At 61.0% G+C, this 25,118-nt stretch carries 16 protein-coding genes; 5 read left to right on the top strand and 11 right to left on the bottom strand.

All coding sequences use genetic code 11. The annotated features are described in order from the left end of the window. The first annotated feature begins 121 nt into the window (after positions 1-121). Positions 122-1,651: an apoptosis inducing factor family protein gene (locus tag MEB48_RS23200; protein WP_237886200.1), complete on the top strand. Its 1,530-nt coding sequence runs from the start codon at positions 122-124 to the stop codon at positions 1,649-1,651. A 216-nt stretch (positions 1,652-1,867) separates the two neighbouring features. Here MEB48_RS23200 and pgaD read toward each other — a convergent pair whose 3' ends face one another. The 6 genes from pgaD to MEB48_RS23170 form a co-directional block, all read right to left on the bottom strand. Further along, on the bottom strand, positions 1,868-2,395 hold the full coding sequence (gene pgaD, locus MEB48_RS23195; RefSeq protein ID WP_237886199.1) for a poly-beta-1,6-N-acetyl-D-glucosamine biosynthesis protein PgaD: 528 nt from the start codon (positions 2,393-2,395) through the stop codon (positions 1,868-1,870). Then, positions 2,392-3,747, bottom strand: coding sequence for a poly-beta-1,6-N-acetyl-D-glucosamine synthase (gene pgaC / locus MEB48_RS23190; RefSeq protein WP_237886198.1), 1,356 nt, complete (start codon positions 3,745-3,747; stop codon positions 2,392-2,394). Before pgaC ends, pgaD begins: the two co-directional genes overlap by 4 nt. A 1-nt stretch (position 3,748) precedes the next feature. After that, on the bottom strand, positions 3,749-5,746 hold the full coding sequence (pgaB, locus tag MEB48_RS23185; protein ID WP_237886197.1) for a poly-beta-1,6-N-acetyl-D-glucosamine N-deacetylase PgaB: 1,998 nt from the start codon (positions 5,744-5,746) through the stop codon (positions 3,749-3,751). A gap of 12 nt (positions 5,747-5,758) precedes the next feature. Further along, on the bottom strand, positions 5,759-8,239 hold the full coding sequence (pgaA, locus tag MEB48_RS23180; RefSeq protein WP_237886196.1) for a poly-beta-1,6 N-acetyl-D-glucosamine export porin PgaA: 2,481 nt from the start codon (positions 8,237-8,239) through the stop codon (positions 5,759-5,761). Positions 8,240-8,652: 413 nt separating this feature from the next. Beyond that, positions 8,653-10,164, bottom strand: a complete 1,512-nt coding sequence (locus MEB48_RS23175; RefSeq protein ID WP_237886195.1) for a YdgA family protein — start codon at positions 10,162-10,164, stop codon at positions 8,653-8,655. A gap of 320 nt (positions 10,165-10,484) precedes the next feature. Continuing rightward, complete coding sequence (locus MEB48_RS23170; protein ID WP_237886194.1) at positions 10,485-11,120, bottom strand: NADH:ubiquinone oxidoreductase subunit N; 636 nt, start codon at positions 11,118-11,120, stop codon at positions 10,485-10,487. Positions 11,121-11,352: 232 nt separating this feature from the next. Between MEB48_RS23170 and MEB48_RS23165 the strand changes: the two genes are divergently transcribed. Next, on the top strand, positions 11,353-11,631 hold the full coding sequence (locus MEB48_RS23165) for an antitoxin of toxin-antitoxin stability system (protein ID WP_237886193.1): 279 nt from the start codon (positions 11,353-11,355) through the stop codon (positions 11,629-11,631). Beyond that, entirely contained in the window at positions 11,628-11,909 is a 282-nt protein-coding gene (locus MEB48_RS23160) for a type II toxin-antitoxin system RelE/ParE family toxin (protein WP_237886192.1), read from the top strand. The genes MEB48_RS23165 and MEB48_RS23160 overlap by 4 nt, the downstream gene beginning before the upstream one ends. 3 nt (positions 11,910-11,912) lie before the next feature. Here the strand turns inward: MEB48_RS23160 and MEB48_RS23155 are convergent, their stop codons facing one another. Both MEB48_RS23155 and MEB48_RS23150 read right to left on the bottom strand, forming a co-directional pair. Then, a complete protein-coding gene (locus tag MEB48_RS23155) occupies positions 11,913-12,158 on the bottom strand; it encodes a DUF2789 domain-containing protein (RefSeq protein WP_237886191.1) in 246 nt (81 codons plus the stop codon). Between the two features lie 102 nt (positions 12,159-12,260). Continuing rightward, positions 12,261-12,728 (bottom strand): aminoacyl-tRNA deacylase, encoded by a 468-nt coding sequence (locus tag MEB48_RS23150; protein ID WP_237886190.1) that lies wholly within the window; start codon positions 12,726-12,728, stop codon positions 12,261-12,263. 213 nt (positions 12,729-12,941) lie between these two features. Between MEB48_RS23150 and MEB48_RS23145 the strand changes: the two genes are divergently transcribed. Together MEB48_RS23145 and MEB48_RS23140 are read left to right on the top strand one after the other, a co-directional pair. Beyond that, the gene (locus tag MEB48_RS23145; RefSeq protein WP_237886189.1) at positions 12,942-13,490 is read left to right on the top strand and encodes an NfeD family protein; all 549 of its coding nucleotides are present in this window, start codon (positions 12,942-12,944) and stop codon (positions 13,488-13,490) included. Positions 13,491-13,492: 2 nt separating this feature from the next. Further along, positions 13,493-14,251 (top strand): slipin family protein, encoded by a 759-nt coding sequence (locus tag MEB48_RS23140; RefSeq protein ID WP_030128605.1) that lies wholly within the window; start codon positions 13,493-13,495, stop codon positions 14,249-14,251. 56 nt (positions 14,252-14,307) lie between these two features. Here MEB48_RS23140 and cysC read toward each other — a convergent pair whose 3' ends face one another. From cysC to MEB48_RS23125, 3 genes are read right to left on the bottom strand one after another with little or no spacing between them, the layout of a single operon-like run. Next, on the bottom strand, positions 14,308-14,913 hold the full coding sequence (cysC, locus tag MEB48_RS23135; protein ID WP_237886188.1) for an adenylyl-sulfate kinase: 606 nt from the start codon (positions 14,911-14,913) through the stop codon (positions 14,308-14,310). After that, positions 14,897-16,411, bottom strand: coding sequence for a TolC family protein (locus tag MEB48_RS23130; RefSeq protein WP_237886187.1), 1,515 nt, complete (start codon positions 16,409-16,411; stop codon positions 14,897-14,899). Before MEB48_RS23130 ends, cysC begins: the two co-directional genes overlap by 17 nt. A gap of 40 nt (positions 16,412-16,451) precedes the next feature. After that, complete coding sequence (locus tag MEB48_RS23125) at positions 16,452-25,091, bottom strand: Ig-like domain-containing protein (RefSeq protein ID WP_237886186.1); 8,640 nt, start codon at positions 25,089-25,091, stop codon at positions 16,452-16,454. Positions 25,092-25,118 lie beyond the last annotated feature (27 nt).

Raw genomic sequence — 25,118 nt, 5'->3', positions numbered from 1 at the left:
GGGTGGGGCCGTGGTCGGCTCGCAAACTATAGCGGGACCGTTCGTGCGGTGGCAGCGGGAATTGGCTGAACCTCGGAATAGGCGCCAAACTCCTAAGTGAAACACTTGCTGGAGATCGATCATGGCACTGCACCGCGTCGCCCGTTTCGCCGATGTGCCCCAAGACCGTGGCCTTGAAGTCCGGATCGACAAGACGAAAATCGTCTTGCTGAGGGTCGGCGATCAGTTGCGCGCCTATCAGGGTAAATGCCCTCACGCCGGGGCCCCTTTGGCCAAAGGTGCGCTGTGTGAGGGACGGCTGATCTGCCCCTGGCATAAGGCGGCTTACCGGCTCGAAGACGGCGCGTTGTGCGAACCACCGTCCCTGGACAGCCTGCTGCGCTATCCGCTTGAAGTCCGTGACGATGAGGTCTGGGTCGACGACCAGCCGATGCCCACCCCAAGCACCCCGCCGGCGGACGATAAGCGAACCTTTGTGATCATCGGTGCCGGTGCCGCCGGTACGGCTTGTGCGGCGGCATTGCGGGAGAAAGGTTTCGGCGGCCGGGTGATGCTGATCGACCGCGAGCCCGAGGCCGGTTACGACCGCACGGTATTGAGCAAATTCGTAATTGCCGGGGAGATGCCGCCGGACGAAGTCCCGCCACTACGGGATGAAGGTTTTTACAGCGAACAGCGCATTGAACGGATAAACAGCGATGTAATGGGCCTGGATGCATCGATCCGGGCCCTGCGTCTGGCCGATGGCCAATCGCTGAACTATGACGCCGCCGTGATCGCCACCGGCGGCATACCAAAATCCCTGTCGCTGCCCGGCACCGATCTGCCGCAGGTGTTCGTGCTGCGTTCGAAGGTGCAAGCGCAGCAGATTCTGATGACCGCAAAACCCGGGCAACGAGCGGTGATTATCGGCGACAGTTTCATTGCTCTGGAGTCCGCTTCGTCACTGCGTCAGTACGGCCTGGATGTCACCGTCCTGGCGCGCCATCCCATCCCCTTCGAGGCGCAGTTCGGCGAAGCTGTCGGCAAAGCGATTCGCGCCCTGCACGAGGCCAACGGCGTGGTGTTTCATACCGATGGCGAAGCGGCGCAGATCGAAGGCACCGACAAGGTCGAAGCGGTGCTGCTGGACAACGGTCAGCGCTTGCCGGCGGACCTGGTGTTGGTCGGCATTGGTGTCACCCCGGCAACCACGCCGTTTACCGATTTGCCAAAAGAAAAAGATCAATCACTGAAGGTCGACGGCGGGATGCGCGTGACGGACGGGCTCTGGGCCGTCGGCGACATCGCGACCTTCCCGCTCAACGGCCAGCCCCAACGGATCGAGCATTGGCGCCTGGCTCAGCAACAGGCGCGAATTGCGGCAGCGAATATGCTCGGTGGCGACGAGCGCTACCTCGATGTGCCCTATTTCTGGACCTGGCACTTCAGCAAAAACTACGACTTCCTCGGACACGTCGAGGCCTGGGATGAGGTCGAGTTCAAGGGCGATCCTGACCATCCACCGTTTATCGGCCTGTTCGGCAAGAATGGCGTGGTGGCGGCCGCTGTTGCCTGCGATCAGGAGCGGGCCATGGCGATGCTCGCTGAACGGATGAAACAGCCGCTGTCGGTGGATGAGGCGTGGCGGTTGATTCGGGATTTTGCCTGAGTGACATCTTCAATATTCCGCACTCCCCCGTAGGAGCGGCCGCAGGCTGCTCCAGATGCCATGAACGATGCGAACCCCGTAGGAGCCGGCTTGCCGGCGAAGGCGTTTTCATCGGCGCTGCATGACGTGAAGCCGCCTTCGCTGGCAAGCCAGCTCCTACAAAAGCGGGTTATGCGATGCTCGCCGAACGGATGAAACAACAGGAACGTGCCCTGTTCAGACGTGGCTCACCGGCTCTCGATTGTCGTCATCTTCGACCGGTAAGCGAATCACGAACGGATGCTCCAGCGGCGCCAATGGTGGCGGCAGCTCGGCCGGATCAATCGGGAAGTAGTGCGTAACCACATGACTGACATCGCCATCCTGATCGTTGTGAATGGTCATCGAGCCCGGCGTGCGCAGCTTTTCCAGTCGGTCGCCGGTCAGCCTGAAGCTTTTACTGAGCCCCTGATCATCCACCACCGGCGCCGGCAAACGGCGCTGGGCGAAACGCTTGCTTTTGCGCTGTTGATAACGCGCCCAGCCGATCAGGACCGCCGCGTTCAGCAGCGCCACCCACAGGTAAATCTGCAACGTGCCGAGCGCATCGAAAAATGACGCATCGATGCGCGGGCCGTCATGGGTATATATCAATGGCCACAAACCCTGTGCCAGCAAATACAGCAGCCCGACCCAGGCGAGCACGGTGAAGAAAACATCGATCACGACCAGAAAGGGTCGCTGCCGGGTTCTGATGATTTTCATTTGATGACCTCCTCTTCATCGTCATTCAGCGGCTTGATGCCCCGATCCGGGCTGACCCAGCGCGCGCGCTTCTGATGTTGGCCGAACAGCACTTTGGGGAAGCTGACCAGGGTGGTGAACAAGCTGATAAGCCAGAACACCAGCGGATACCAGACCACCCAGAACATCGTCTTGCCGAGGCCCTTCTCATAACGGCGATCGATCAGGATGCTGACCGCGAATTGCACCAGGCAGACCACTGCCAATAGCAGCCCGGTAAACGCCGGTGGCATGAGGTGATCGACGGCAATGACTGGCGGCATTTCGACAAATTTGCCAACGCCCCAGAAAATCACCGACAGCAGGAACGTGAAGGCCCAGCCAGTGGACAGGCAGTATTCGAACAGCAGTGGCCAGAGGTAACGATGGCGGTATTGCCAGATGCCACGGATGTTCTTGAACAGCACCTCGGCACCGCCCTGGGCCCAGCGCAGACGCTGCTTCCACAGGCCGCCGAGGGTTTCCGGCATCAGGATCCAGCACAACGCGCGTGGCTCGTAGAAAATGCTCCAGTGATCCAGTTGCAGCTTCCAGCTGATGTCGATGTCTTCGGTGATCATGTCCGGGCTCCAGTAGCCGACCCGGTTCAGTGCTGTGCGACGAAAGGCGACGATCACCCCGGAGACGGTAAAGATCCGCCCGAACACCCGTTGGGTGCGCTTGATCAGGCCGATGATCGACGAGAACTCGCCGACCTGCACGCGGCCGATCAAGGTCGAACGGGTGCGGATTCGCGGATTGCCGGTCACGGCGCCCAGTCGCGCATTGTCGAGCATCGGCGCCACCAGATACGCCGCAGTGTTCGGCGCCAGCAGCGCATCGCCGTCGATGCACACCAGATACTCGCTGCGCGCCGCAATGGCGCCCATGCGCAGGGCCACGGCCTTGCCCTGGTTTTCCGCCAGGTGCAGCACCCGCAGGCGCGGATCCTGCGCGGCCAGTGCATCGAGCACCGCGGCGGTGTTGTCCTTGGAACCGTCGTTGATCGCGATCACTTCGATGTTCGGGTAATGCTGGGCCAACGCCGCATGGATGGTATCGGCCGCGTTGTCGCCTTCGTTGTAGCAAGGGACCAGGATCGAGATCAGCGGTTCGCCGGCCAGCGGTGGCGGCAAGGTGTCGTCCTGCCACGGCCAATGCCGCTCCCAATGCAGCCAGAAATACAGGCCGCCGGCGATCCACAGTCCTGACATGAACAGCGGATAGAAGAACACGAAGTCCATCAGGAATTGCCCGGTGAGCAGAAAGATCAACCCGAGGGGAACCCCAAGGACGATCGCCAGAACCAGCAGGGCTAACAGTCTGTCCAGCATGTTATGGATTCCACTTGTTGGAGAGCGCGGGCCGCACGGTTTTCAGGTCCGGCTGGTTCTCGAGGAAGTTGTCCGGGTAGTAGCCGAAGCTGGTGGCGCCCTGACGCTTGAGGCGACCCATCCAGTCGGTCAATTGCGCACTGTTGATGTCGGCGTCGGCGTTTTTCGTCCAGTCCCGGGCCTGCAATTCGAACACCGTGCGGTCGAGTGCGCCGGGGCGCGATTTGACCGTCGCTACCAGCGTTTCGAGCCAGGGACCGGATTGCTGGTGGCTCTGTTTTTCCATGAGCGGCATGGCCATCGGTGCCGTCCAGTCGTAGGCACCCAGGAAGTCGTCGAGGTTCTGCGCGAACCACGCTTCGCTCTCGGGGTTGAGCATCGGTTCGGCGAAAATATTGCGCGCCGTTTTCACTTGCGGGCCACGAATCGCGCGGACCTTGGCGGTCAGTTCATGAGTGAAATCGATCAGGTAGCGGCTCTTGAATCGTGTCCAGCGCTGCAGGGTTTGCGGGTCGGCGCGCAGGGCGGCAATCGAACCGGGCAGACCATTGACGGCATAGACTTTCAGAGCTTCAGGCCCGGCGTCTTCGAAGTCCGACAGCACCGCGTCATCGTGATAGAGGACGCCGTCGACCGAGGTCAGGCGGGCCACGTCTTCGTAGATTTCACCGATGATGCGCCGCACGTTCGGGTCGAATGGCGACAAGCGCTTGTACTGGTCCGGATCGATCGACGTAGTAGCGGTTTTCGGGTCCCAGCGAGTGACTCGCGGCAACTTCGAATCCAGGGCAAAACTCAACACCGGCATCCAGGCATAGACTTTCACCTGAGCCCGGGTGCGCAACTGCCAGGCTACGCGGTCGAAGATATCGGCGCGCACCGGCAGGTGGCGGTTGGGGAAATACAACGAGCGCACCAGGCCATCGCCCGCAGGGTCGGCGAAGGCCTGCAGGAACACCGTGTTGGCGCCCATGTCGGCCATGCGCTGGATCAGTTTGCCAAGGTTGATGTCCTGTTGGGCCGGGTTCGGGTCGTAGACGTTGTCCAGGTCCACGTGCACCACGCGCATCGGCGATTTGGACTGCACCGAGACGATGCTGTTGGCGAAGCGTTCGCCATTCGGGTCCGAGACCACCAAAAAGCGCGGGCTGCTCATCAGGTTGTCGAGGGCATCGAGCCCGTCATCCAGGGACAGGGCCATCTGATAACCCTGGTCGTCGACCACTTGCAGCGAGGTGCCATCCGCCACGCCGTATGGCCAGACCCAGACACGCGGTTTGTAACCGGTAACCTTGCGGATCTTCTCCGAGATGGTCGCCACGTCGGCGCGCATCCGGGCCTGAAATTGGGCTTCGGTTTCGTAGCGCCCGGTAGCGGCGTCATAGCGCCGCGTCGCGGCGGCCGGTTGCAGGTTGCCTTGCGGGTTGGCCAACACGCCTTTGTGGCTGGCGTCGGTGTGGGCGGCGATTTCCACCAGGCCGGATCGGGAAATCTCGCGGATCTGCTCCCAGGTCAGGAAGTCCGAACGCTGGCGCGGCGTACCGGCGAAATCCACCGGCTGGTTCAGCGGCGTATCGATCCACACCCCGACCGGCGCCAGCAAGGCATGCCAGTTATAGGCGCGCAGCACCGGCAACACGCGGGTGTAGAAGCTTGCGTAGCCGTCGTCGAAGCTCAGCAGAATCGCCCGGGGCGGCAATTCGGGCCCCCCATTGCGAGCAGCCATGATCTGGTCGACGCTGACCGGTTTGTAGTTGTTCTCCCGTAGCCACGCCAGTTGCTCGATCATGCGCTCGGTGCGCACGGCCACCACCGCCTGATCGGGGTCGCTGTCTTCGACATCGTGGTAAGCGATCCCGAGTACGTGGTTTTTCGGCCACGGCTTTTCATTGGCCGACACCGGGCGTTCGGACGGTGGTGCGAAGGCCGGGGCTTGCTGGGCGCAGGCGCTGATCAACAGCACTCCCAGCAAAAGGATGAAACGCGAAATAAATGGCATCTTCAAACTCTTCTAGAAGCGGTAAGTGAGGTCGACGAGCAAGCGCAGATCGGTTTCGCGGTCGCCGTCATAAGGCCGGTTGATCACACTCAGCAGGCCGCCCACCTCGAATACGTCGTTCCAGCTGTAGCGCTGGCCATAACCCAGCAGGCCGACGCCGCCGGTGCCGTGATCGCGCTGGCTATAGGTGCCCGCACCGGCCTGGAACTGCTGGCTCCAGGAGGTTTCGTAGCGGCGATAGAGCACGTGGTTGACGTTCACCGTCGGCAGCACGCTGAAGTCGGATTTTGGGTTGAAGTACGGCACGTCGCTGGAGCTGGAGTTATGGCTGGAGCCGACTTCCAGACCGAGGTCGACCTGCAACCCCGGCGCGCGGTAAACGCCCTCGCGACCGGTGAGCAAGGCTTCGACACGATTGTTGCCGTCACTGAAATGCGAGGGACTGACCGCCAGCCTCCACTCGCGGCTCTCATTGGCGCGCCAACGGATGAAACCGCTGCCGCCGTTGGCGGTGATGTCGCTGTTCAAGGCCCGCAACGGCGTTTGCGCCGACAGGTACTTTAGGCTGCCGCCGTACTGCCAGTGATCGTCGATGTCTCGGGCAATCGCCAGGCGCGCGCCCTGTTTGTCACCGAAGCCGTAGGAGTGGTTGGAGACTTCCGCTTCCAGGGTCATGTCGCGGGTTCGACGTTCAAGCCCGACGCGCTGAAAGCGATGGTGACCGGTGCCTTCCTTGAAATCGCCGGTGGCATAACCGGCACCGGCGAACAGACGCCAGTCTTCATCGATAGGTGGGCTGTACAGCGTGGTTTCGATGCCGAAATCGCGACTGCCGTTGACCGCCCCGGCGTCGCTGTTGCCACCGCTATAACTCTTGCCGCCGTAGGCCTCCACCCGCAGCTCGGCCATGTCATGGACCGCACGCTGACGCTGCAAACGCTGCACCTGCCGGTTGTCTGGAAAACGCGCGACCACATCGTCGGTCAGCGCATCCATCTGCCGCCATTCCTGCAGAGCCATGGCGGTATGGCCCTGAGCGATTTCCAGCCCGACGTCTCGGGGGGCCATGCTCTCGGTCTCCTTGAGCTGACTCTCGGCGCGCCGTGGCCAGCCCCGGGCCAGGTACAGATCGGCCTGGGCCAGACGCAGGCCGGTATTACCGGGCGCCTGATCTACCAACGCCTGCAAACGTTGCTCGCCCGATGGAAGATCGGCGCCGTAAATACCGGCCTGGGCGGCGAGTTGCTGCGCGGCCATCCATTCATCGTTGGGAATGCCGCCCGGCAAGCCCTTGAGTTCGATCCGCGGTTTCTGGTTCTTGGCCAGGTCCTCGGCGACCTGGCGCGCTTCATCGGCCTTGTCGCTTTCGAGCAAGGCGTAATAGAGCGCGGCGCTGCCTTCCGGGCGGTCGCCGACATCGGCATCCGGCGTGATCAGCGCTTGGCGATACAAATCGGTGGCAATTTCCGGCTGTCGCAGGTCCAGATAGGACGACGCCACCCAACGCAGGGCGTAGGTCGGAATCTTCACGCCTTCGGCGAGCAGCTTCTGGTATTCGGCGATCACATCGGCCGTGCGCGCACGGGCCTTGAGGGCGCCCATGCGATCGATTCGCCAGCGGATGACGTCATCGTGGGCCTGAGGATCCGGCGTCCAGGTCGTCAGTAACTGGTCGTAATCGGCCAGAGCCCGATCGGCGATCAAATAACGTTCTTTTTCGCTTCGAGTGGCCAGCTCGGCCAGGCGCACGCGTTCAGCGGCCAAGTCACCTTCAAGGCGTCGCAGTGTGACCGGATCCAGCAACCCCGGCCGCTGACGCGCCAGGCGCAGGGCCGGTTCCGGCAGGCGCGCACGTTGCAGGGCAACCACGTATTCCCGAGCGACGTCGGGTTTGTTGCCAGCGCGCATGAAAGCCTGGTCGTATTCAAACAGTGCATCGTAGGTGGCACCGGCACGGGTCAAGGCGTAAGCCAGAGCCAGACGGCGGGAAGGATCATCCGGCTTTTCCGCCACCAACGCCTTGGCGCGAGCAACCGCCTCGTCAGGTTTACCGGCGTCGGCCTGGGTCATTACCAGGCCCAATTGAAGGTCGGGATTTTTCGGCTCCAAGGCCAGGACCTTGTTGTACATCCGGGTCGCCGAATCCCAACGCTTGAGGTTGCGATAAGCCCGTGCGGTAGCGGTCAGGGCCTGAACCGGCAACGCCCGATTGTGCCCTTGGGTTTCATAGACCTGGACCACTTCAGCGTCCAGACCGGCCCAGCTGGCTATCTGCAAGTGATCGCTGATCTGGCCGGTGGTGGCCTGGTTTACCGGCACCTGGCGCAACACAGTCAGCGCAGGCGTGTAGCTGCCGGCCCGGGCATCACGAACCATTTGGTCGTAGGGGGAATCGGCGAGCGCCAGCGCCGGCCACAGCAATTGGCCGCACAACGCAACGCGAAACAAGGGGCGTAGCCCACGATGAATAAAGGGCCCAGCAATACACGGCATTCGTCAGCATCCTTACATGGCCAGCCGGGTCGCAATGTCCCTTTGCCCAGTCGTAGCGGAAAGCCGGGTCGAAAGACCCAGCCAAGCTTTATCGAAGCAGTCTTGCATGCAAGCGTAGTCGACTATCCAGAACACAATAATTGTTCAGATTCGTGATGCTCGGGTCTTATCCAATGCCAATCAGCCAAGGTAGGGAACCTGTGGGAGCGGGCTTGCTCGCGAAGGCGTCGTGTCAGTCAATATCAATGTCTACTGACAGACCGCCTTCGCGAGCAAGCCCGCTCCCACATGGATTGCGCTTGGCTGACTGGCATTAGAACTTCCTCCCCCCTCCCCCGTTTCGAAACCCCAGACAGCAAAACGCCCGGCGCCTGCGCATTGCAGAGGCCGGGCGTTGCGCTGAAGCCTGCGATTTACTGGATAGTGACGTTGCCAGCGCCGCCGAGTTTGCTCATCACGAAGCCGACAAATTCTTCGAGGGTCATTTTCTGGCCGTTGAAGTCCACCTGATTGTTGGCGTAGTGCAGCTTGGTGACGACGTTGTTACCGTCCAGCTTCGCCAGTTGTGTACCGACCGCCATGCTGCCGAACATGTCAGCGGTTGCGCTCGCCTGATCGGCGATGAGTTTGGCGTCGGTCTGGCCGTCGATTTGCGATTGCACGGTGAGCACGTCAACCAGCATTGGCTTGGACACCAACAGGTTGAAGTCCAACAGTGCGATCAACTGCTTGACCAACTGGTCTGGCGGCAGGTCCATGGACTGTGGCTTGGTCAGGTCCAGCACCAGATTGGCGCGACTTTCGCCGTTGCTGGTGTTGAACGACAGGTTTTCCAGAGCCACCTGGGGGCCGGCGGCCAGCAGTTTCTCCAGACCGGTCTTGACCTGTGCCTCTTCGGCTGGGGTCAGGTTCAGCTCCGGCGCCGGTAGACCAGCGGCAGCGGCTTCAGCGGCAGCCTTCTCGTACGGTTGCAGTTTGGTCTGGTAGATCTGCATCAGCGACATCGTCGACGGGATGTCGAGGTTTTTCAGGCTCATGGCCATTTGCGCAGAGCCGATAACCTTGCCGTTCAAGGACACTTCACCGACCTTGTAATCGGCACGCCCCGAAGCGTTGGTGCCCGATTCCTCAGTCTTGTTCTTCATTTCAAAGTTCTTGAAACCGAGTACCGATTGCTTGGGGCCAAAAGTGGTTTTGCTGTTGGTCAGCTCGACGGTGTTTTCGCCGACGTAATAGCCGTACGTGCTTTTGTTCAGGTTACTGGCCAGGGTCAAGCCATTGAGCTCGACTTGTACCGGGGTCTGATCTTCGGCCACAGTGGTCAGTTTCAGACTGTCCATGTAACCGTCGGCCTTGATCTTTTGCGCCTGGGCACTGGCGTCTACATCGAGTTTCATACCGGAAAAGGTCAGATTGGACTTGTCATCCAGTGCTGCTTCCAGCGGCAGAAATTCGAGGGTGCCCTTGGTGGAGTTGTCGTAGCCGATGTTGACCACGCCTTTGACCGGGGATTTGTCCTTGGCGGCGGCGAACCACTTTTCGGTCAGCGGGGTCTTTTCCAGCTCGTAGTGACTGGTGGCCAGGACCGGCAACCACTTCAGCGACACCAGACGCGAGAACGGCAACGGGCCGTGTTCGATGCGGTCGACGAATAGCATCTCCATCGGCGCTTCACCAAACATCTCGCCCTCGCCCTTGAGGCGGTAGTGCGCGGTGCTGCTGAACACATGGCGGTCCAGCGACACCAGCTCCAGCGACGCCGTGCCGTTGGAACCCACCAGCGCGGCTTGCAGCTCTTTGTTGACGTCGGCGATCGAGGTGTTCAGCACCCCATCGAGTTTGCTGCCGGTGTACCACGCACCGCCAGCGCTGATTGCACCGATGGCCACGACAATTCCTAGAAGCACGCCTGCTGATTTATTCATGAAGTACCCGATCAATGTCCGTTGTTGGAAGTGTGGTCGTCTTCCCTGAACCCATGACGGGTTGCGGTCACGACTTAAAGTGGGATGGAGATTAGCATTTGCGCCACAAGGCGGCCCAATGATTAAAGGTGAAAGAGTGTCTATGGGATAGTGCTGCTTGTGGACAACCGGCAAGGGTTGAGAGCTTCGGCGGTCATTCGATCGCCTTCGCGGGCAAGCCTCGCTCCTACAGGTTCGCGTCGTGCGTAATATTCGTGAAACGACACAAATCTGTAGGAGCGAGGCTTGCCCGCGAAAGCGTCAGTCCGGCCAACATCAATTCAGGAATACTGAACCTCAATCTCATCCAATTGATGATCGAAGCTCTTGAGCCGCGCCGTCCACGTATACACCAGCACTTCAAAATCCCGATTGATCACCGCCCCGCCGGTCACTTCCCCGCGTGGGTCGCAGAAGTCCAGTTGATAGCGCTCGCGCGCCATGGCAGTGGCGACATCGGACAGCTCTCGAGCATTGTTGAGCCAGTGCCATCCCTCGTCGGCCACTTGCTTGTCCAGCGCCAGGCATTGTTTTTTCAAGGTTTCGAGGCTTTTTTCCAGTGGCGTGCCGGTGAGTTCACCCATGACTTCCTGGAACGTACGGCCCGGTTGCCAGTAACTGCCCCAGAAATACCGGTCGAACACCGTTTCGACGCGACGCAAAGCCACTTTGGTGTCCCAGATCTGTACCAGGATCTTGCCTTGTTCGAGGTGTTTTTTCTTGATGCGCTGGCCCTGTAATGAAGCCCAGGCGACCACCACGATAGCCATCGCGGCGATCAACGCCGCCGCGCTGTCGAGGAACATCAGCGCCGTGTCGAGCTGGTGGGCCAGCATGACGCCGTAGAAATAGGTGGCCGACAGCAAAACCAATGCCGCAATGGCGCACCAAAAGCCGGGAGCGTAAGGGTTTTTCATTATTGGATCCCCATGATCAACGCAAGCCTTGATCGACGGATTCGCCGCGCGTCCCCATCAATTCAAAGCATAGCAACGGCCTCAGGGTTTGCCGGGTTGTGGACCTTGCGTTCGTCCGCTTTCCCAGCCGCCCATGAAGAAACGTCCGTTTGTCGTGTCACGCACGAGCTTGAACCAAAGAATGTAGTGAAGATGTATATACTTCCTCAGTACCTATTCCGAGGACTTGGGCATGTCAAAACAAGCCGTTTTTACGATGAAACTCGAACCCGAATTGCGCGAACAGTTCATGGCCGAAGCAGAAGCTTCTCATCGTCCTGCCTCTCAAATCGTCAGGGAAATGATGCGCCAATTCGTTCAAACCCAACGAGAATCACGCGAGTACGAAGCATTCCTGCAACGTAAGGTCGACAAGGCCCGGGCTTCCATGCGCGCAGGGGATGGCTTGACCAATGAAGAAGTTGAAGCAGAATTCACTACCAGGCGAGTGCGAGCAGCCATACAGGAATGAAAATAATCTGGACGCCAACAGCAGCACAGGATCGTGCAGACATTTGGGATTACCTGCATGCCGTCAACCCCAAAGCCGCCATCGACATGGACAACCGCTTCAAAGACGCGATATCCCGCATTGCCCAATACCCTGAAAGCGGCCCTGTCGGAATCATTTCAGGTACCCGCGAGTTAATTCCACATCAGAGCTATCGCGTCGTTTATGAATTGGGGCCAGATGCGATCTGGATACTCGCTCTAGCGCATACGTCCCGACAGTGGCCACCAGAAAGATGATTGTTACACCCCCCGCCCTTTCCTCAACAGCACATCCAGCTGATCCACCACTTCCGCCCAATCCGCATCATCCAGAATCTCCTCACGCAGCAGCTCTGCCTGGCTCTCGTTCCAGAAGAACGCGTCCGCCAGGTGCAGTTCGGGTTTGAGCGGTGAATGGGTGGCGATGAATTTATCGATGCTTTCGGCGTCGTCAGGCAGGCCGAGTTGTTTGAACAAGGAGGAAAGGCTGTGGGTTGGGGATTCCATGTCGGGGCTCCTTCGTGATGGCGTATTGGCGGGGAATTACGGTGCGGCTGTTCGCGGGCAAGCCTCGCTCCTACAGAACGAGGCTGCCTGCGACGTCGACAACTACGCCGACTGACTTAACTCGCGCACCTCGGCATGCGGCACCATTTTCAGAAACTCCGGCACGCTCATGTGTACCAGGTTGTTGTGGTTGCCGGCTTCGAGGTAGATGTCTTTCTGCCGGGTCAGCTGTGGGTCGATGACCATGTCCATCCCGTAGGATTCACCCAGTGCGGGCACGGCGCCGCGTTCGCAATCATCGAACAGGTGCGGCAGGTTGCTTTCACGGGTGACTTGCCATTCGCTGCTGCCACGTACTTTGCTCAGGTCCAGGTGACGGCTGGCGGGCAGCACGGCCATTAAGTAATGCCCGTGGCGGTCGTCGAGGATCACCGATTTGGCGACCCGTTCGGCGGGGATGCCCGCGAGCCGAGCTGTTTCAAGGCTGCTGGCCGAATGCGGGTGGGAAATGATGTCATATTCGCAGTGAGCCTTTTCCAGGCTGTTTTGCACGGTTTTTGCCATACGCATGATGCACCTCGGTGTCCGCAGCAACGAATCGCGGACAATGATTAAACTTTTTGTCTCCCTTGAAAGTCTAGGCCCGCTGGTGGGATCCGGCGGGAAATCCGCCCGTCGGACGCTGTCGACAACGGGTCAAAATTCATACCAATGCAGGCTCAACTAAACTTGTATACAGAGCCATGAACGGCTCGCGGACGGATGACTCTCCCGGAGGGTCAAGTGAACATTCGTTGCTATGCAATTGCGTTGCTGTTGGCCTTGAGCGGATCGGTTTTCGCAGCGGACACCCTCGTAGTGCTGGTTCCCGACCCTCTCGGGATCTGGCTGATCACCTTCGGCATTGTATTTTTGATCGCCGAGGCGGCCTTGCCCAATTATGGCGTGGTCGGTCTGGGCGGCCTTGTGATGTTCGTGATCGGCGCGGTGATTCTGACCAATGCCGAGATCCCGGTTCCCTTGATGATCGGTCTGGGTCTGATCAGTGCCCTGCTGCTGGCTTTCCTGCTGATCCGCGCCTTGAAAACCCGACCGCGCCGCAACGTCAGCGGCGACGACGAATTGCTGGGCAGCGTAACGCCAATAACGTCGTTGCAGGCGGGTAGTACTTATATCGGCTGGGTGCACTTGCAAGGGGAGCAATGGCAGGTATTGAGCGAAACACCGCTGCAACCGGGACAACAAGTCCGGGTGGTGGCACGCAAGGGTCTACTGCTGGAAGTGGCCGCGGCTGACGCGGCGCCCGCAATGAACAATGATGGCGGAGGATAGTCATGGGCCTGCAACTGGGTTTTGCCGCACTGCTGTTATTGCTGATTGCACTGGCGGGGTCGACCTTCCGTATCCTGCGTGAATATGAACGCGGGGTGGTGTTCCAGCTCGGACGCTTCTGGCAGGTCAAGGGTCCTGGGCTGATTCTGCTGATTCCGGTGGTCCAGCAAATGGTTCGCGTCGACTTGCGTACCGTGGTGCTCGACATACCGCCGCAAGACGTGATCACTCGCGACAACGTCTCGGTCAAGGTCAATGCGGTGCTGTATTTCCGCGTGCTCGATCCGCAGAGGGCAATCATTCAGGTGGAAGACTTTCTCATGGCCACCAGCCAACTGGCGCAGACCACGTTGCGGGCGGTGCTGGGTAAACATGAACTCGATGAATTGCTGGCCGAACGGGAACGCCTGAACGTCGACATCCAGCAAGTACTCGATGCGCAGACCGATGCCTGGGGCATCAAGGTGGCCAACGTCGAGATCAAGCACGTGGACCTCAACGAATCGATGATTCGCGCCATCGCCAGGCAGGCCGAAGCCGAACGGGAACGTCGGGCCAAGGTGATCCACGCCGAAGGTGAATTGCAGGCCTCGGAAAAACTCATGCAAGCCGCCGAAATGCTCGGCCGTCAGCCAGGGGCCATGCAGTTACGTTATATGCAGACGCTGAGTTCGATTGCCGGGGACAAGAGTTCGACCATCGTCTTTCCGCTACCGATCGAGTTGCTCAAGGGGATGGCGGATTTGTCGTCCAAGCCTTGAAGGCACTAAAAGAGGAAAATCCACCGCCACCGGCAAGCGGGAGAAGACCGGCCGGTTCATCGTTTCGGCAGCACCGCGCATTCGCCGAGCCAGGTCAGCAAACGATCGAGGCAGGCCTCAACCGACTGCACACCCGTGTCGAGCACCAGCGATGCGCACGGCGGCGGCTCGTAAGGCGCGGAGACACCGGTAAACCCCGCCAACTCGCCCCGTCGAGCCCGGGCGTAATGACCTTTGGGATCACGCTGTTCACACACTGCCAACGAGGCGCGGCACCAGACTTCGCGGTAATCCTCGCCCAACCGTCGGACGAACAATTCACGCAACTCCACCAAGGGCGCGATCATCGCGAGGATGACAATCTGCCCGTTGTCGACCAACAGCGCCGCCAGTTCGCTGGCGCGGCGGATGTTTTCCAGGCGATCGCTGTCGGTAAACCCCAGATCGCGATTGAGCCCGACCCGCAGTCCGTCGCCATCGAGCACCACACTCTGCACGCCGTGCTCGAACAGCTCGGCGTGCAGTGCCTGGGCCAATGTCGACTTTCCCGCGGCCGGTAAACCGGTCAACAGAATCGCCGTGCCGCGATGGCCGTTGCGGGCCTCCCGTTGGGCGCGGCTGATGCTCGCCGTCGGCGCCAGCAGGTTACTGGACCGGGGCATGGACCACCGGCACTGAGATGTTGCCCGCCGCCCACGCTTCTTCGCGATTGGCCAGCGCGGTGGCGATGGACTGGACTTCGGTCGATTGCACTTCGTCCGGCAGCGGATCGAGACCGGCGCTGGCGAAGATTTGCCCGTAAGCATTGCGCAGGTCGGCATAGGACAGGTCGCGACGCAGATCGGCTTGCAAGGTGTTCAGCTCGCCCTGAATCAGGTCCAGTTCACCCAGCCCGGCCGCCTGATAGCGGTTGCGCAGTTGGCCGACGATTTGCCCATCGATATCCGATAATTGCTGATTGGTCTTGAACTGCCGCATCGCTTCGCGATAGTTGGCGTTGGCCACGTAAAGCTGCGCCAGCACTGCAATCGACATCGCCTGCCGACGCGCCGCGGCAACTTCTTCACCGGCCTTGGCGACGTCGATCGCGGCAGGTGCGGAAATCACATTGAACAGGTTCCAGGTGACTTTCACCCCGTAATCCGCCCAGCCCTGCTCCACCAAAAACGAGTTGCTGTCGTAATGCCCGCCGGCAGAAAACTCCAGCCCCGGCAGCAGGCGCAGCATGGCTTTGCGGGTTTCGGCGGCGCTGATACGGGTCTGGTAATCCTGCTCACGCAGCTCCGGCCGACTGGTCAGGGCTTCCTGTTCCAGGCTGGCGAGGTCGACCTTGAGCTCCGGAATGACGTAATCGTCCTGGGTCGCCAGCGTCAGGTCGGTGCCCAGCGGCAGATTGATCAGGGTCGCCAGTTCGGTTTTTGCCAGTGACAGCGCGCGACGTTGCTCTTCCAGTTGCCGGGTGGCTTCGATCAGCGAGCGCTGATAACCCAACGCCTGGATCGGATCGCCGATACGCTGCTCGCTCATGCTCTGGCTATTGTTGCGAGCGGTTTCGACCCGGGCCATCAGGCTGTCGATCTGTTTGAGCAAACGTTCGGCGGCCATGGCTCGCCAATAGGCCGAGCGCACGTCCTGAACGATGGTGTTGATCACCTTGCGCCGACGCTCCTGCACGATCAGCCGCTGATCGCCCTGCTGTTTGGCACTGATGTAACTGACGCCGAAGTCGAGCACGTTCCAGACCATGGTCAGGTCCGCCACTTCACGGTCGCGGTCTTGGGAGGTCGACGGCTCCAGGGACTGGGTTCCGGTCTCTACGCTCTGGCTGCTGGAAGCGTTGACGTTGTTACGCCCCACGTACCCGGCGTCCAGCGCCATGCGCGGCAGCATGTCGAAACTGGCGAGGTCGAGTTGGCGCTTGGCCAGGGCCTCTTCCATGATCTTGAGCCGGCCTTCGAGGTTGTATTTCACCGCGCGGGCCATGGCTTGGTGCAGAGTCAGCGGGCCACTGAGGGGCTCCTGACCCTTGTACATGTTTTGCAGATCGCTTTTGGCGCGCTGTTGGCTGACGCTGCGGTCGATCGGTTCACTGGTGACCGCACATCCGCTGATCGCCAGCGCCAACAAGCTGGCGCCGAATAACTTCTGACTTCTCTTCATCCTTGGAGCCCCCAGGTGCCGCCCTGCTCTAATGGTTTTTTCAGGCCTGCATTTCACTGATGCCGACCTGTTGCAAAGCCGCGGCCAGGCTTTCGACCTGCCGCTGCTCGGTGTCTTTGAGTTGTTGCAATTGCTGACCAAGGCTCGGGGCGCCAAACACGCCGCGCAGCCCTTGGGAAGCATCTCCCGTCCTGATTGAGTTATTGCCGAAGGCGTTCAGCGAATCGACCTCGCTGCCAGTGTCCTGATTGAACAGACTCGACAGCGTACTGGTGCCAAAGACCCCGCCGTCCCCGCCGCCAAAACCGAGGAAGCCGTGGCCTGAGCCATCACCACCGCTGCTGCTGAATACCTGTGCGATAAAGCTTGGTGTCAGCGCCCCGTGGCTCATGAAAATGTCGCCCAGAGGCCGAATGCCGTTGCCGATCACCCGTTGTTCAAACAGCGGGGTAAAGGTCAGCGGCGAGCCGAGATCGCCAGTGGGCGGAGTGAAGATGATCGGTTGCAATGGCACGTTGGGCTGAGCGGGCACGGTGACAGGTGGCAAGACCACAAACGCCGGCCCGGTGTTGATCGTGTAGTTGTTGGAGACCGCGACGCTGGCGCCGATGTTGCCCGCCAGGTCCGTCACATTGCTGGTGTCCAGCGCAATGAAGTTGCTCGGGTCGGTGATGTTCGCGGTAGGTGTGAAGGTTCCGGTCCAGGTCTTGCCGCCGTCGCTGCTGGCCAGGTTGGTCAACTCGCCATTGGTCACGCTCAGGTCCGACAAGTCGAAGTCGTTGACCGCCTCGCTGAAGGTGAAGGTCACCAACGTCGTCTGGCCAATGCCCAGGATCGGGTTGGCAACCACGATGGTCACAGTCGGGCGAGTCGCATCGAGCGCGTAGTTGTTGGAAATGGCGATGCTGGCGCCGGCATTGCCTGCGGCGTCGAGCACATTGCCGGTGTCCAGCAGGATCAGGTTGGTTGCATCGTTCAGGCTCGCGGTCGGTGTGAGCGTGGCGGTCCAGGTCACTCCGCCATCGCTGCTGACCAGGTTGGACAGCAGGCCATTGGCGACGCTGAGGTCCGACAGGTCGAAACCGGACACCGCTTCGCTGAAGGTAATGGTGACGGTAGTGGTCTCGCCGATACCCAGTTTGTTGTCCGCCACCACAATGGTCGCGGTCGGGCGAACGGTGTCGATCGCATAGTTATTGGAATCGGTCACGCCGACGCCGCTGTTGCCCGACACGTTGGTCACACCGCTGTTGTCCAGGCTGATCAGGTTAGTGGTGTCCGTCACGCTGATCGTCGGTGTGAAAGTCGCGGTCCAGGTCACGCCGCCATCGCTGGACGAAACGTTGCTGAGTGTACCGTTGGCAACGGTCAGGTCGGCGTTGCTGAAACCGCTGACCGCTTCGCTGAAGGTAATGGTCACCAGCGAAGTCTCGCCCGCCTTCAGGGCGCTGTCGGCTACCACGACCGTGGCGGTCGGGACTTGGGTTTCCACCACGTAGTTAGCCGAGTGGGTGTCGCCCGTCCCCGCATTGCCCGCCAGATCGGTGACGCCAGTATTGTTCAGGATGATCAGGTTAGTGGCATCGGTGACGCCAATGGTCGGGGTGAATGTCCCGGTCCAGGTGAGGCCGCCGTCGCTGCTGCTCACCGCGCTCAATGTACCGTTGGCGACGCTCAGGTCGCTGTTGTCGAAACCGTTCACCACCTCGCTGAAGGTGATGGTCACCAGCGCGGTTTCCCCCGGCTTCAGGGTCGTATCGCTCAACACGATAGTGGCTGTCGGGCGTTGGCTGTCGATGACGTAGTTGTTGGAATCTGTGGTGCCACTCCCGGCATTGCCTGCCAGGTCGTTGACCCCGGTGTTGTCCAGGGTGATCAGGTTAGTCGTGTCAGTGATGCTGGCGGTTGGCGTGAACGTTGCCGCCCAGGTGATGCCGCCGTCACTGCTGCTCACCGCGCTCAAGGTACCGTTGGCAATTGTCAGGTCGGCATTGGTGAATCCGCTGACCGCCTCGGAGAAGGTAATGGTCACCAGCGAAGTTTCGTCGGCCTTGAGGGCCGTGTCGGTAAACACGATGCTGGCCGTCGGGCGCACGGTGTCGATGGCGTAGTTGTTGGAATCGGTGGTGCCGCTGCCCGCATTGCCCGAGCCGTTCTGTACACCGCTGTTATCCAGGGTGATGACGTTGCTGGTGTCGGTGATGGCATTGGTCGGCGTAAAGGTCGCGGTCCAGGTGATACCGCCGTCGCTGCTGCTCACCGCGCTCAAGGTGCCGTTGGCGATGGTCAGGTCGGCGTTGCTGAAACCGCTGACCGCTTCACTGAAGGTAATCGTCACCACCGACGATTCACCGATCTTCAGTGAGGTATCGGCGACCACGATGGTGGCCGTGGGCAGCACGGTATCGATGGTGTAGTTGCCGGAGTTGGTGGTACCGCTGCCGGTGTTGCCCGCCACATCGGTCACGCCGGTATTGGCCAGGGTAATGACGTTGCTGGCGTCATTCACGCCAGCGGTTGGGGTGAAGGTCGCGGTCCAGGTGATGCCGCCATCGCTGCTGCTGACCGCGCTCAACGTGCCGTTGGCGATGCTCAGGTCGGCGTTGGTGAAACCGCTCACCGCTTCGGAGAAGGTAATGGTCACCAGCGAAGTCTCGCCAGCACTCAGAGTAGTGTCCGCCAAGACAATGGTGGCTGTCGGACGTTGACTGTCGATAGCGTAGTTATTGGAATCGGTAGTACCGGCGCCCGTGTTGCCTGCCCCATCGATCACTCCGGTGTTGTCCAGGGTAATCAGGTTGCTCGAATCGGTGACGCTCGCCGTCGGTGTCAGGGTTGCAGTGTAGGTGATGTTATCGCTGGTGCTCAGATTGCTCAGGGTACCGTTGCTGACCGTCAGATCGGCCGTGGTAAAACCGGTGACCGCCTCGGAGAACGTGATGGTCACCACCGATGTTTGGCCCACCGCCAGCGCGGTATCCGCGACCACGATGGTTGCCGTTGGCCGCACAGTATCGATGGCGTAGTTGTTGGAATCAGTGGTGCCGCTACCGGCATTGCCCGAGCCGTTTTGCACACCGCTGTTATCCAGGGTGATGACGTTGCTGGTGTCGGTGATGCTGGCAGTCGGGGTGAAGATGGCGGTCCAGGTGATGCCGCCGTCGCTGCTGCTCACCGCGCTGAGCGTACCGTTGGCGATCGTCAGGTCGGCGTTGCTGAAACCGCTGACCGCTTCACTGAAGGTAATCGTCACCAGCGACGATTCACCGACGCTCAACGCATTGTCGGCCACGACGATGGTGGCGGTCGGCAGCACCGTATCGATGATGTAGTTGCCGGAGTTGGTAGTGCCGCTGCCAGTATTGCCGGCTACATCGGTCACGCCGGTATTGGCCAGGGTGATGAAGTTGCTGGCGTCATTTACGCCGACGGTTGGGGTGAAGGTCGCGGTCCAGGTGATGCCACCGTCACTGCTGCTGACCGCGCTCAACGTGCCGTTGGCAATGCTCAAATCGGCATTGGTGAAACCGGTCACGGCCTCGGAGAAGGTGATGGTCACCAATGAGGTTTCGCCCGCTGTCAGCGCCGTATCGGCCAGCACAATCGTGGCGGTCGGGCGAACCGTGTCGATGGCGTAGTTGTTGGAATCGGTGGTGCCGCTCCCGGCATTGCCCGACAGGTCGCTGACCCCGGTGTTGTCCAGGGTGATCAGGTTGGTGGTGTCGTTGATACTCGCGCTGGGCGTAAAGGTTGCGGTCCAGGTGATGCCGCCGTCGCTGCTGCTCACCGCGCTCAACGTCCCGTTGGCGATCGTCAGGTCGGCGTTGGTGAAACCGCTCACCGCTTCGCTGAAGGTGATCGTCACCAGAGAGGTTTCGCCGATTCTCAGTGCCGTGTCCGTCATCACGATGGTCGCCGTCGGGCGCACGGTGTCGATGGCGTAGTTGTTGGAATCGGTAGTGCCGCTACCGGCATTGCCCGAGCCGTTTTGCACACCGCTGTTATCCAGGGTGATGACGTTGCTGGTGTCGGTAATGGCATTGGTCGGCGTAAAGGTCGCGGTCCAGGTGATGCCGCCATCGCTGCTGCTGACCGCGCTCAAAGTGCCATTGACGATGGTCAGGTCAGCGTTGGTGAAACCGCTGACCGCTTCACTGAAGGTGATCGTCACCAAGGAGGTTTCGCCGATTCTCAGTGCCGTGTCCGTCACCACGATGGTGGCCGTCGGCTGTACGGTATCGATCGTGTAGTTGCCGGAGTTGGTGGTGCCGCTGCCGGTGTTGCCGGCCACGTCGGTCACACCGGTATTGGCCAGGGTGATGACGTTGCTGGCATCGTTCACGCCAGCGGTTGGGGTGAAGGTCGCGGTCCAGGTAATCCCGCCATCACTGCTGCTGACCGCGCTCAACGTGCCGTTGGCAATGGAAAGGTCGGCGTTGGTGAAACCGCTCACCGCTTCGCTGAAAGTGATGGTCACCAGCGAGGTTTCGCCGGCACTCAGGGTGGTGTCTGCCAGGACGATGGTCGCGGTGGGACGAACCGTATCGATGGCGTAGTTATTGGAGTCGGTAGTGCCGGACCCGGCGTTGCCCGACAGGTCGCTGACCCCGGTGTTGTCCAGGGTAATCAGGTTGGTGGTGTCGTTGATGCTCGCGGAAGGCGTGAAGGTGGCCGTCCAGGTGATGCCGCCGTTGCTGCTGCTCACCGCGCTCAGCGTACCGTTGGAGATGGTCAGGTCGGCGTTGGTGAAACCGCTGACCGCTTCACTGAAGGTGATCGTCACCAGCGAGGTTTCGCCGATTCTCAGCGCCGTGTCCGCGACCACGATGGTCGCCGTCGGGCGCACAGTGTCGATGGCGTAGTTGTTGGAGTCGGTGGTGCCGCTGCCCACGTTACCCGTGGCGGCAGCCTGCACGCCGGTGTTGTCCAATGTGATCAGATTGGTCGTATCGGTGATGCTGGTAGTCGGGGTGAAAGTCGCCGTCCAGGTGATGCCGCCGTCACTGCTGCTCACTGCGGTCAACGTGCCGTTGGCAATGGTCAGGTCGGCATTGGTGAAACCGGTCACGGCTTGGTTGAAGGTGATAGTCACCAGTGACGTTTCACCGATTCTCAACGCCGTGTCCGCCACCACAATCGTCGCGGTCGGCGGGGCGGTGTCGATGGCGTAGTTGCCCGAGGAACTGATCCCGCTGCCGGTGTTGCCCGCCAGATCCGCCACGCCGGTGTTGGCCAGGCTGATGACGTTGATCGCGCTGATGATGCCTGCTGTCGGGGTAAACGTGGCGGTCCAGGTGATGCCGCCGTCACTGCTGCTTACCGAGGTCAACGTGCCGTTGGCGATGCTCAAATCGGCATTGGTGAAACCGGTCACGGCCTCGGAGAAGGTAATGGTCACCAATGAGGTTTCACCCGCGGTCAGCGCCGTATCGGCCAGCACAATCGTGGCGGTCGGGCGCAGCGTATCGATGGCGTAGTTGTTGGAATCGGTGGTGCCGCTGCCGGCGTTCCCCCCCAAATCAGCCACGCCGGTGTTGTCCAGGGTAATCAGGTTGGTCGTGTCGTTGATACTCGCGGAGGGCGTGAAGGTGGCGGTCCAGGTGACGCCGCCGTCGCTGCTGCTCACCGAGGTCAACGTGCCGTTGGTAATCGTCAGGTCGGCATTGGTGAAACCGCTGACCGCTTCACTGAAGGTGATCGTCACCAGCGAGGTTTCGCCGATTCTCAGCGCGGTGTCCGCGACCACGATGGTTGCCGTTGGCCGCACAGTGTCGATGGCGTAGTTGTTGGAGTCGGTAGTGCCGCTGCCGGCGTTGCCCGCCAGATCGCTGACCCCGGTGTTATCCAGGGTGATCAGGTTGGTCGTGTCGTTGATGCTCGCGGAAGGTGTGAAGGTCGCGGTCCAGGTGATCCCACCGTCGCTGCTGCTCACCGCGGTCAACGTGCCGTTGGTAATCGTCAGGTCAGCATTGGTGAAACCGCTCACCGCTTCACTGAAGGTGATCGTCACCAGTGACGTTTCACCGATTCTCAGCGCGGTGTCCGCGACCACGATGGCGGCCGTCGGCCGCACGGTATCGATGGCATAGTTGTTGGAATCGGTGGTGCCGCTGCCGGCATTGCCCGCCAGATCGCTGACCCCGGTGTTGTTCAGGGTGATCAGGTTGGTCGTGTCATTGATGCTCGCGTTCGGGGTGAACGTGGCGGTCCAGGTGATGCCGCCGTCGCTGCTGCTCACCGAGGTCAACGTGCCGTTGGTAATGGTCAGGTCGGCGTTGGTGAAACCGCTCACCGCTTCGGAGAAGGTGATGGTCACCAGAGAGGTTTCACCGATTCTCAGCGCGGTGTCCGTTACCACGATGGTCGCGGTTGGCCGTACGGTATCGATGGCGTAATTGTTCGAATCGGTAGTGCCACTGCCGGCGTTGCCCGCCAGGTCGCTGACCCCAGTGTTGTCCAGGGTGATCAGGTTGGTCGCATCGGTGATGCTGGCGGTCGGGGTGAAGGTCCCCGTCCAGGTGATGCCGCCGTCACTGCTGCTCACCGCGCTCAACGTCCCGTTGGCGATCGTCAGGTCGGCGTTGGTGAAACCGCTCACCGCTTCGCTGAAGGTGATCGTCACCAGAGAGGTTTCGCCGGCCCTGAGGGCCGTGTCGGTGAACACGATGCTGGCGGTTGGCCGCGCCGTATCGACGGCGTAATTATTGGAGTTGGTGGTACCGACGCCGGCGGTGCCCAGAAGATTTATCACCCCGGTGTTGTCCAGAGTGATGACATTGGAGGTATCGGCAATACTGGCGGTCGGGGTAAACGTTGCCGTCCAGGTGATACCGCCATCGCTGCTGCTGACCGCAGTCAAAGTGCCGTTGGCGATGGTCAGGTCCGCATTAGTGAGACCGGTCACGATCTCGGAGAAGGTGATCGTCACCAGGGAGGTTTCGCCGATGCTCAGTGTGGTATCAGCGACCACAATGGTCGCGGTCGGCGGTGGCGAATACGCGGTGTTGAGTACACCTCCGTCGTTGTAGATGGTCGCGACAGAGGTCGGCGAGGTGCCGGTTGTACCTCCGCCCTGCGCGGTACCGCCTGCACCACTGGCCGCGGCATTACCGGCCAGGGCCGCGAAGTTGGCGGCCGTGATCAGCAGCGTGCCTTTGTTCCAGATCGCACCGACGCCCCGACCGCCCACGCCGCCATTACTGGCATTGCTGCCTTGGCCACCGCCACCGCCACCGCCGCCACCGGCGCCGATGTTGTTGCTGATGGTCGACGTGCCGACGATGGTGATGGTGCCGCTGCTGGCGTTGTAGATCCCGCCCACCGCGTTGCCGCCAGCGCCACCCACCTTGTCCCAACCGGCCCCGCCGCCGCCACCGCCAATGGAAATCGTGCCATTGGTGGCCGTCGCACCGCTACCGCCGTTGCTGTAATAGGAAACGCCCACCCCACCAGCACCGCCAGTGGTGGTACCGCCGCGACCGCCCATGTGGGTCGCGTCATAACCGCCGCCGTAACCACCGGCGCCGCCGCCACCGCCACCGGAAGCGCCGTTGGAGGTCACGGTGACGTTTTTCAGGGTCAGAATCCCTGCGTTGAAAATCCCCCCGGCCATCGCGCCCGAGGCACCATAGCCACCGTTGCCGCCCGTGCCCGACACCAAGCCACGGGTGATCACCAGACCGTCGAGCGTCACGATGCTGCCAGACGTCACTTCAATCACTCGAGTCCTGTACTGACCATCGAGAATCACGTCAGCCGCGCCGTCGTTGTTCAAGTCACCATCAACGGTGATGTTCTTGCTGATCAGCAGTTCGGACGTCAGCTGCACCGTCATGCTGCTGCCGAAGGTGACGATGTCGCCGTTCTGCGCCGAGGCGATGGCGGCACGCAACGAGCCGACGCCCGTGTTGGCGTTGTTGGTGGCGGTCCAGGTGGCCAGGCCCCACTGATAGTCGTTCATGGCCCTGGTCGAGAGAACATTGGCGCTTTCGATGTTGCCAGTGGCAATTTCCAGATCCCAGTCGCCACCGATCCCGGTGCGGTTGCTGGAAGCGGCCACATCGCGGCCGGTCATCTGCGCCAGCGAGTCGACAAAACTCAAGCCGCGCTCACCTTCGGCGGTGTAGCAGCCGTAGATCATGATGTCGCCGCCGACGTTCATGTCCTTGCCGATTTCCGCCAGCACCGCGCTGCGGGCCGCGACGTTGTCGGCGGACAAATAACTATCGCCCAGCCACAGATCGCCGGCGTTGCCGTGGGCGATAATCTGCACCGAGCTGATGCCCTGATGGCCGTCCAGATAGTCAGCGATTTGTTGCAGGCCATCTTTGCTGGCATCCAGCTGAATCACCTGAGTACCGGGCGCAATGCCCTGAAGCAGACTGCCAGCGTCCTTGACCCGCGAATCGACGAACACCACGCTCTGCCCCGGCACTGCAGCGGGTGCTGGCGCCGGTGTGGCATCGGCCTGACCATGGGTTTCCTGGCTGGCGACCGGTTGATCGGCTGTCGGCGCCTTGACCGCCTCGGCAGTCGCATGGCTGTCAGCCTGGGTGGTGTCGGCAACTGACGCGGCCACCGCGCCGTCGAACAACATGCGTGGCTCCAGGGACATGATCATTGGCGAGGCCAGCGCTCGCGTGCCTTCGGTAACCCGCGACTTGCCTTTGCTCCACCACATGCTGCTCACCCGGACTCGAACTTTCTG

It is taken from the genome of Pseudomonas sp. PGPR40 (genome assembly GCF_022014505.1).
GTDB lineage: Bacteria > Pseudomonadota > Gammaproteobacteria > Pseudomonadales > Pseudomonadaceae > Aquipseudomonas.
The sequence above is the reverse complement of the archived record's forward strand: the minus strand, read 5'-3'. Positions and strand labels throughout refer to the sequence as shown.

Bases quoted from the DNA above. Each gene is read 5' to 3' on its own strand.
- MEB48_RS23155 (WP_237886191.1), bottom strand. From the start codon at position 12,158: ATGGAATCCCCAACCCACAGCCTTTCCTCCTTGTTCAAACAACTCGGC.
- MEB48_RS23160 (WP_237886192.1), top strand. From the start codon at position 11,628: ATGAAAATAATCTGGACGCCAACAGCAGCACAGGATCGTGCAGACATT.
- MEB48_RS23150 (WP_237886190.1), bottom strand. From the start codon at position 12,728: ATGCGTATGGCAAAAACCGTGCAAAACAGCCTGGAAAAGGCTCACTGC.
- MEB48_RS23125 (WP_237886186.1), bottom strand. From the start codon at position 25,091: ATGTGGTGGAGCAAAGGCAAGTCGCGGGTTACCGAAGGCACGCGAGCG.
- pgaB (WP_237886197.1), bottom strand. From the start codon at position 5,746: ATGCCATTTATTTCGCGTTTCATCCTTTTGCTGGGAGTGCTGTTGATC.
- MEB48_RS23130 (WP_237886187.1), bottom strand. From the start codon at position 16,411: ATGAAGAGAAGTCAGAAGTTATTCGGCGCCAGCTTGTTGGCGCTGGCG.
- pgaA (WP_237886196.1), bottom strand. From the start codon at position 8,239: ATGCCGTGTATTGCTGGGCCCTTTATTCATCGTGGGCTACGCCCCTTG.
- MEB48_RS23165 (WP_237886193.1), top strand. From the start codon at position 11,353: ATGTCAAAACAAGCCGTTTTTACGATGAAACTCGAACCCGAATTGCGC.
- MEB48_RS23200 (WP_237886200.1), top strand. From the start codon at position 122: ATGGCACTGCACCGCGTCGCCCGTTTCGCCGATGTGCCCCAAGACCGT.
- MEB48_RS23140 (WP_030128605.1), top strand. From the start codon at position 13,493: ATGGGCCTGCAACTGGGTTTTGCCGCACTGCTGTTATTGCTGATTGCA.
- MEB48_RS23170 (WP_237886194.1), bottom strand. From the start codon at position 11,120: ATGAAAAACCCTTACGCTCCCGGCTTTTGGTGCGCCATTGCGGCATTG.
- pgaC (WP_237886198.1), bottom strand. From the start codon at position 3,747: ATGCTGGACAGACTGTTAGCCCTGCTGGTTCTGGCGATCGTCCTTGGG.
- pgaD (WP_237886199.1), bottom strand. From the start codon at position 2,395: ATGAAAATCATCAGAACCCGGCAGCGACCCTTTCTGGTCGTGATCGAT.
- MEB48_RS23175 (WP_237886195.1), bottom strand. From the start codon at position 10,164: ATGAATAAATCAGCAGGCGTGCTTCTAGGAATTGTCGTGGCCATCGGT.
- cysC (WP_237886188.1), bottom strand. From the start codon at position 14,913: ATGCCCCGGTCCAGTAACCTGCTGGCGCCGACGGCGAGCATCAGCCGC.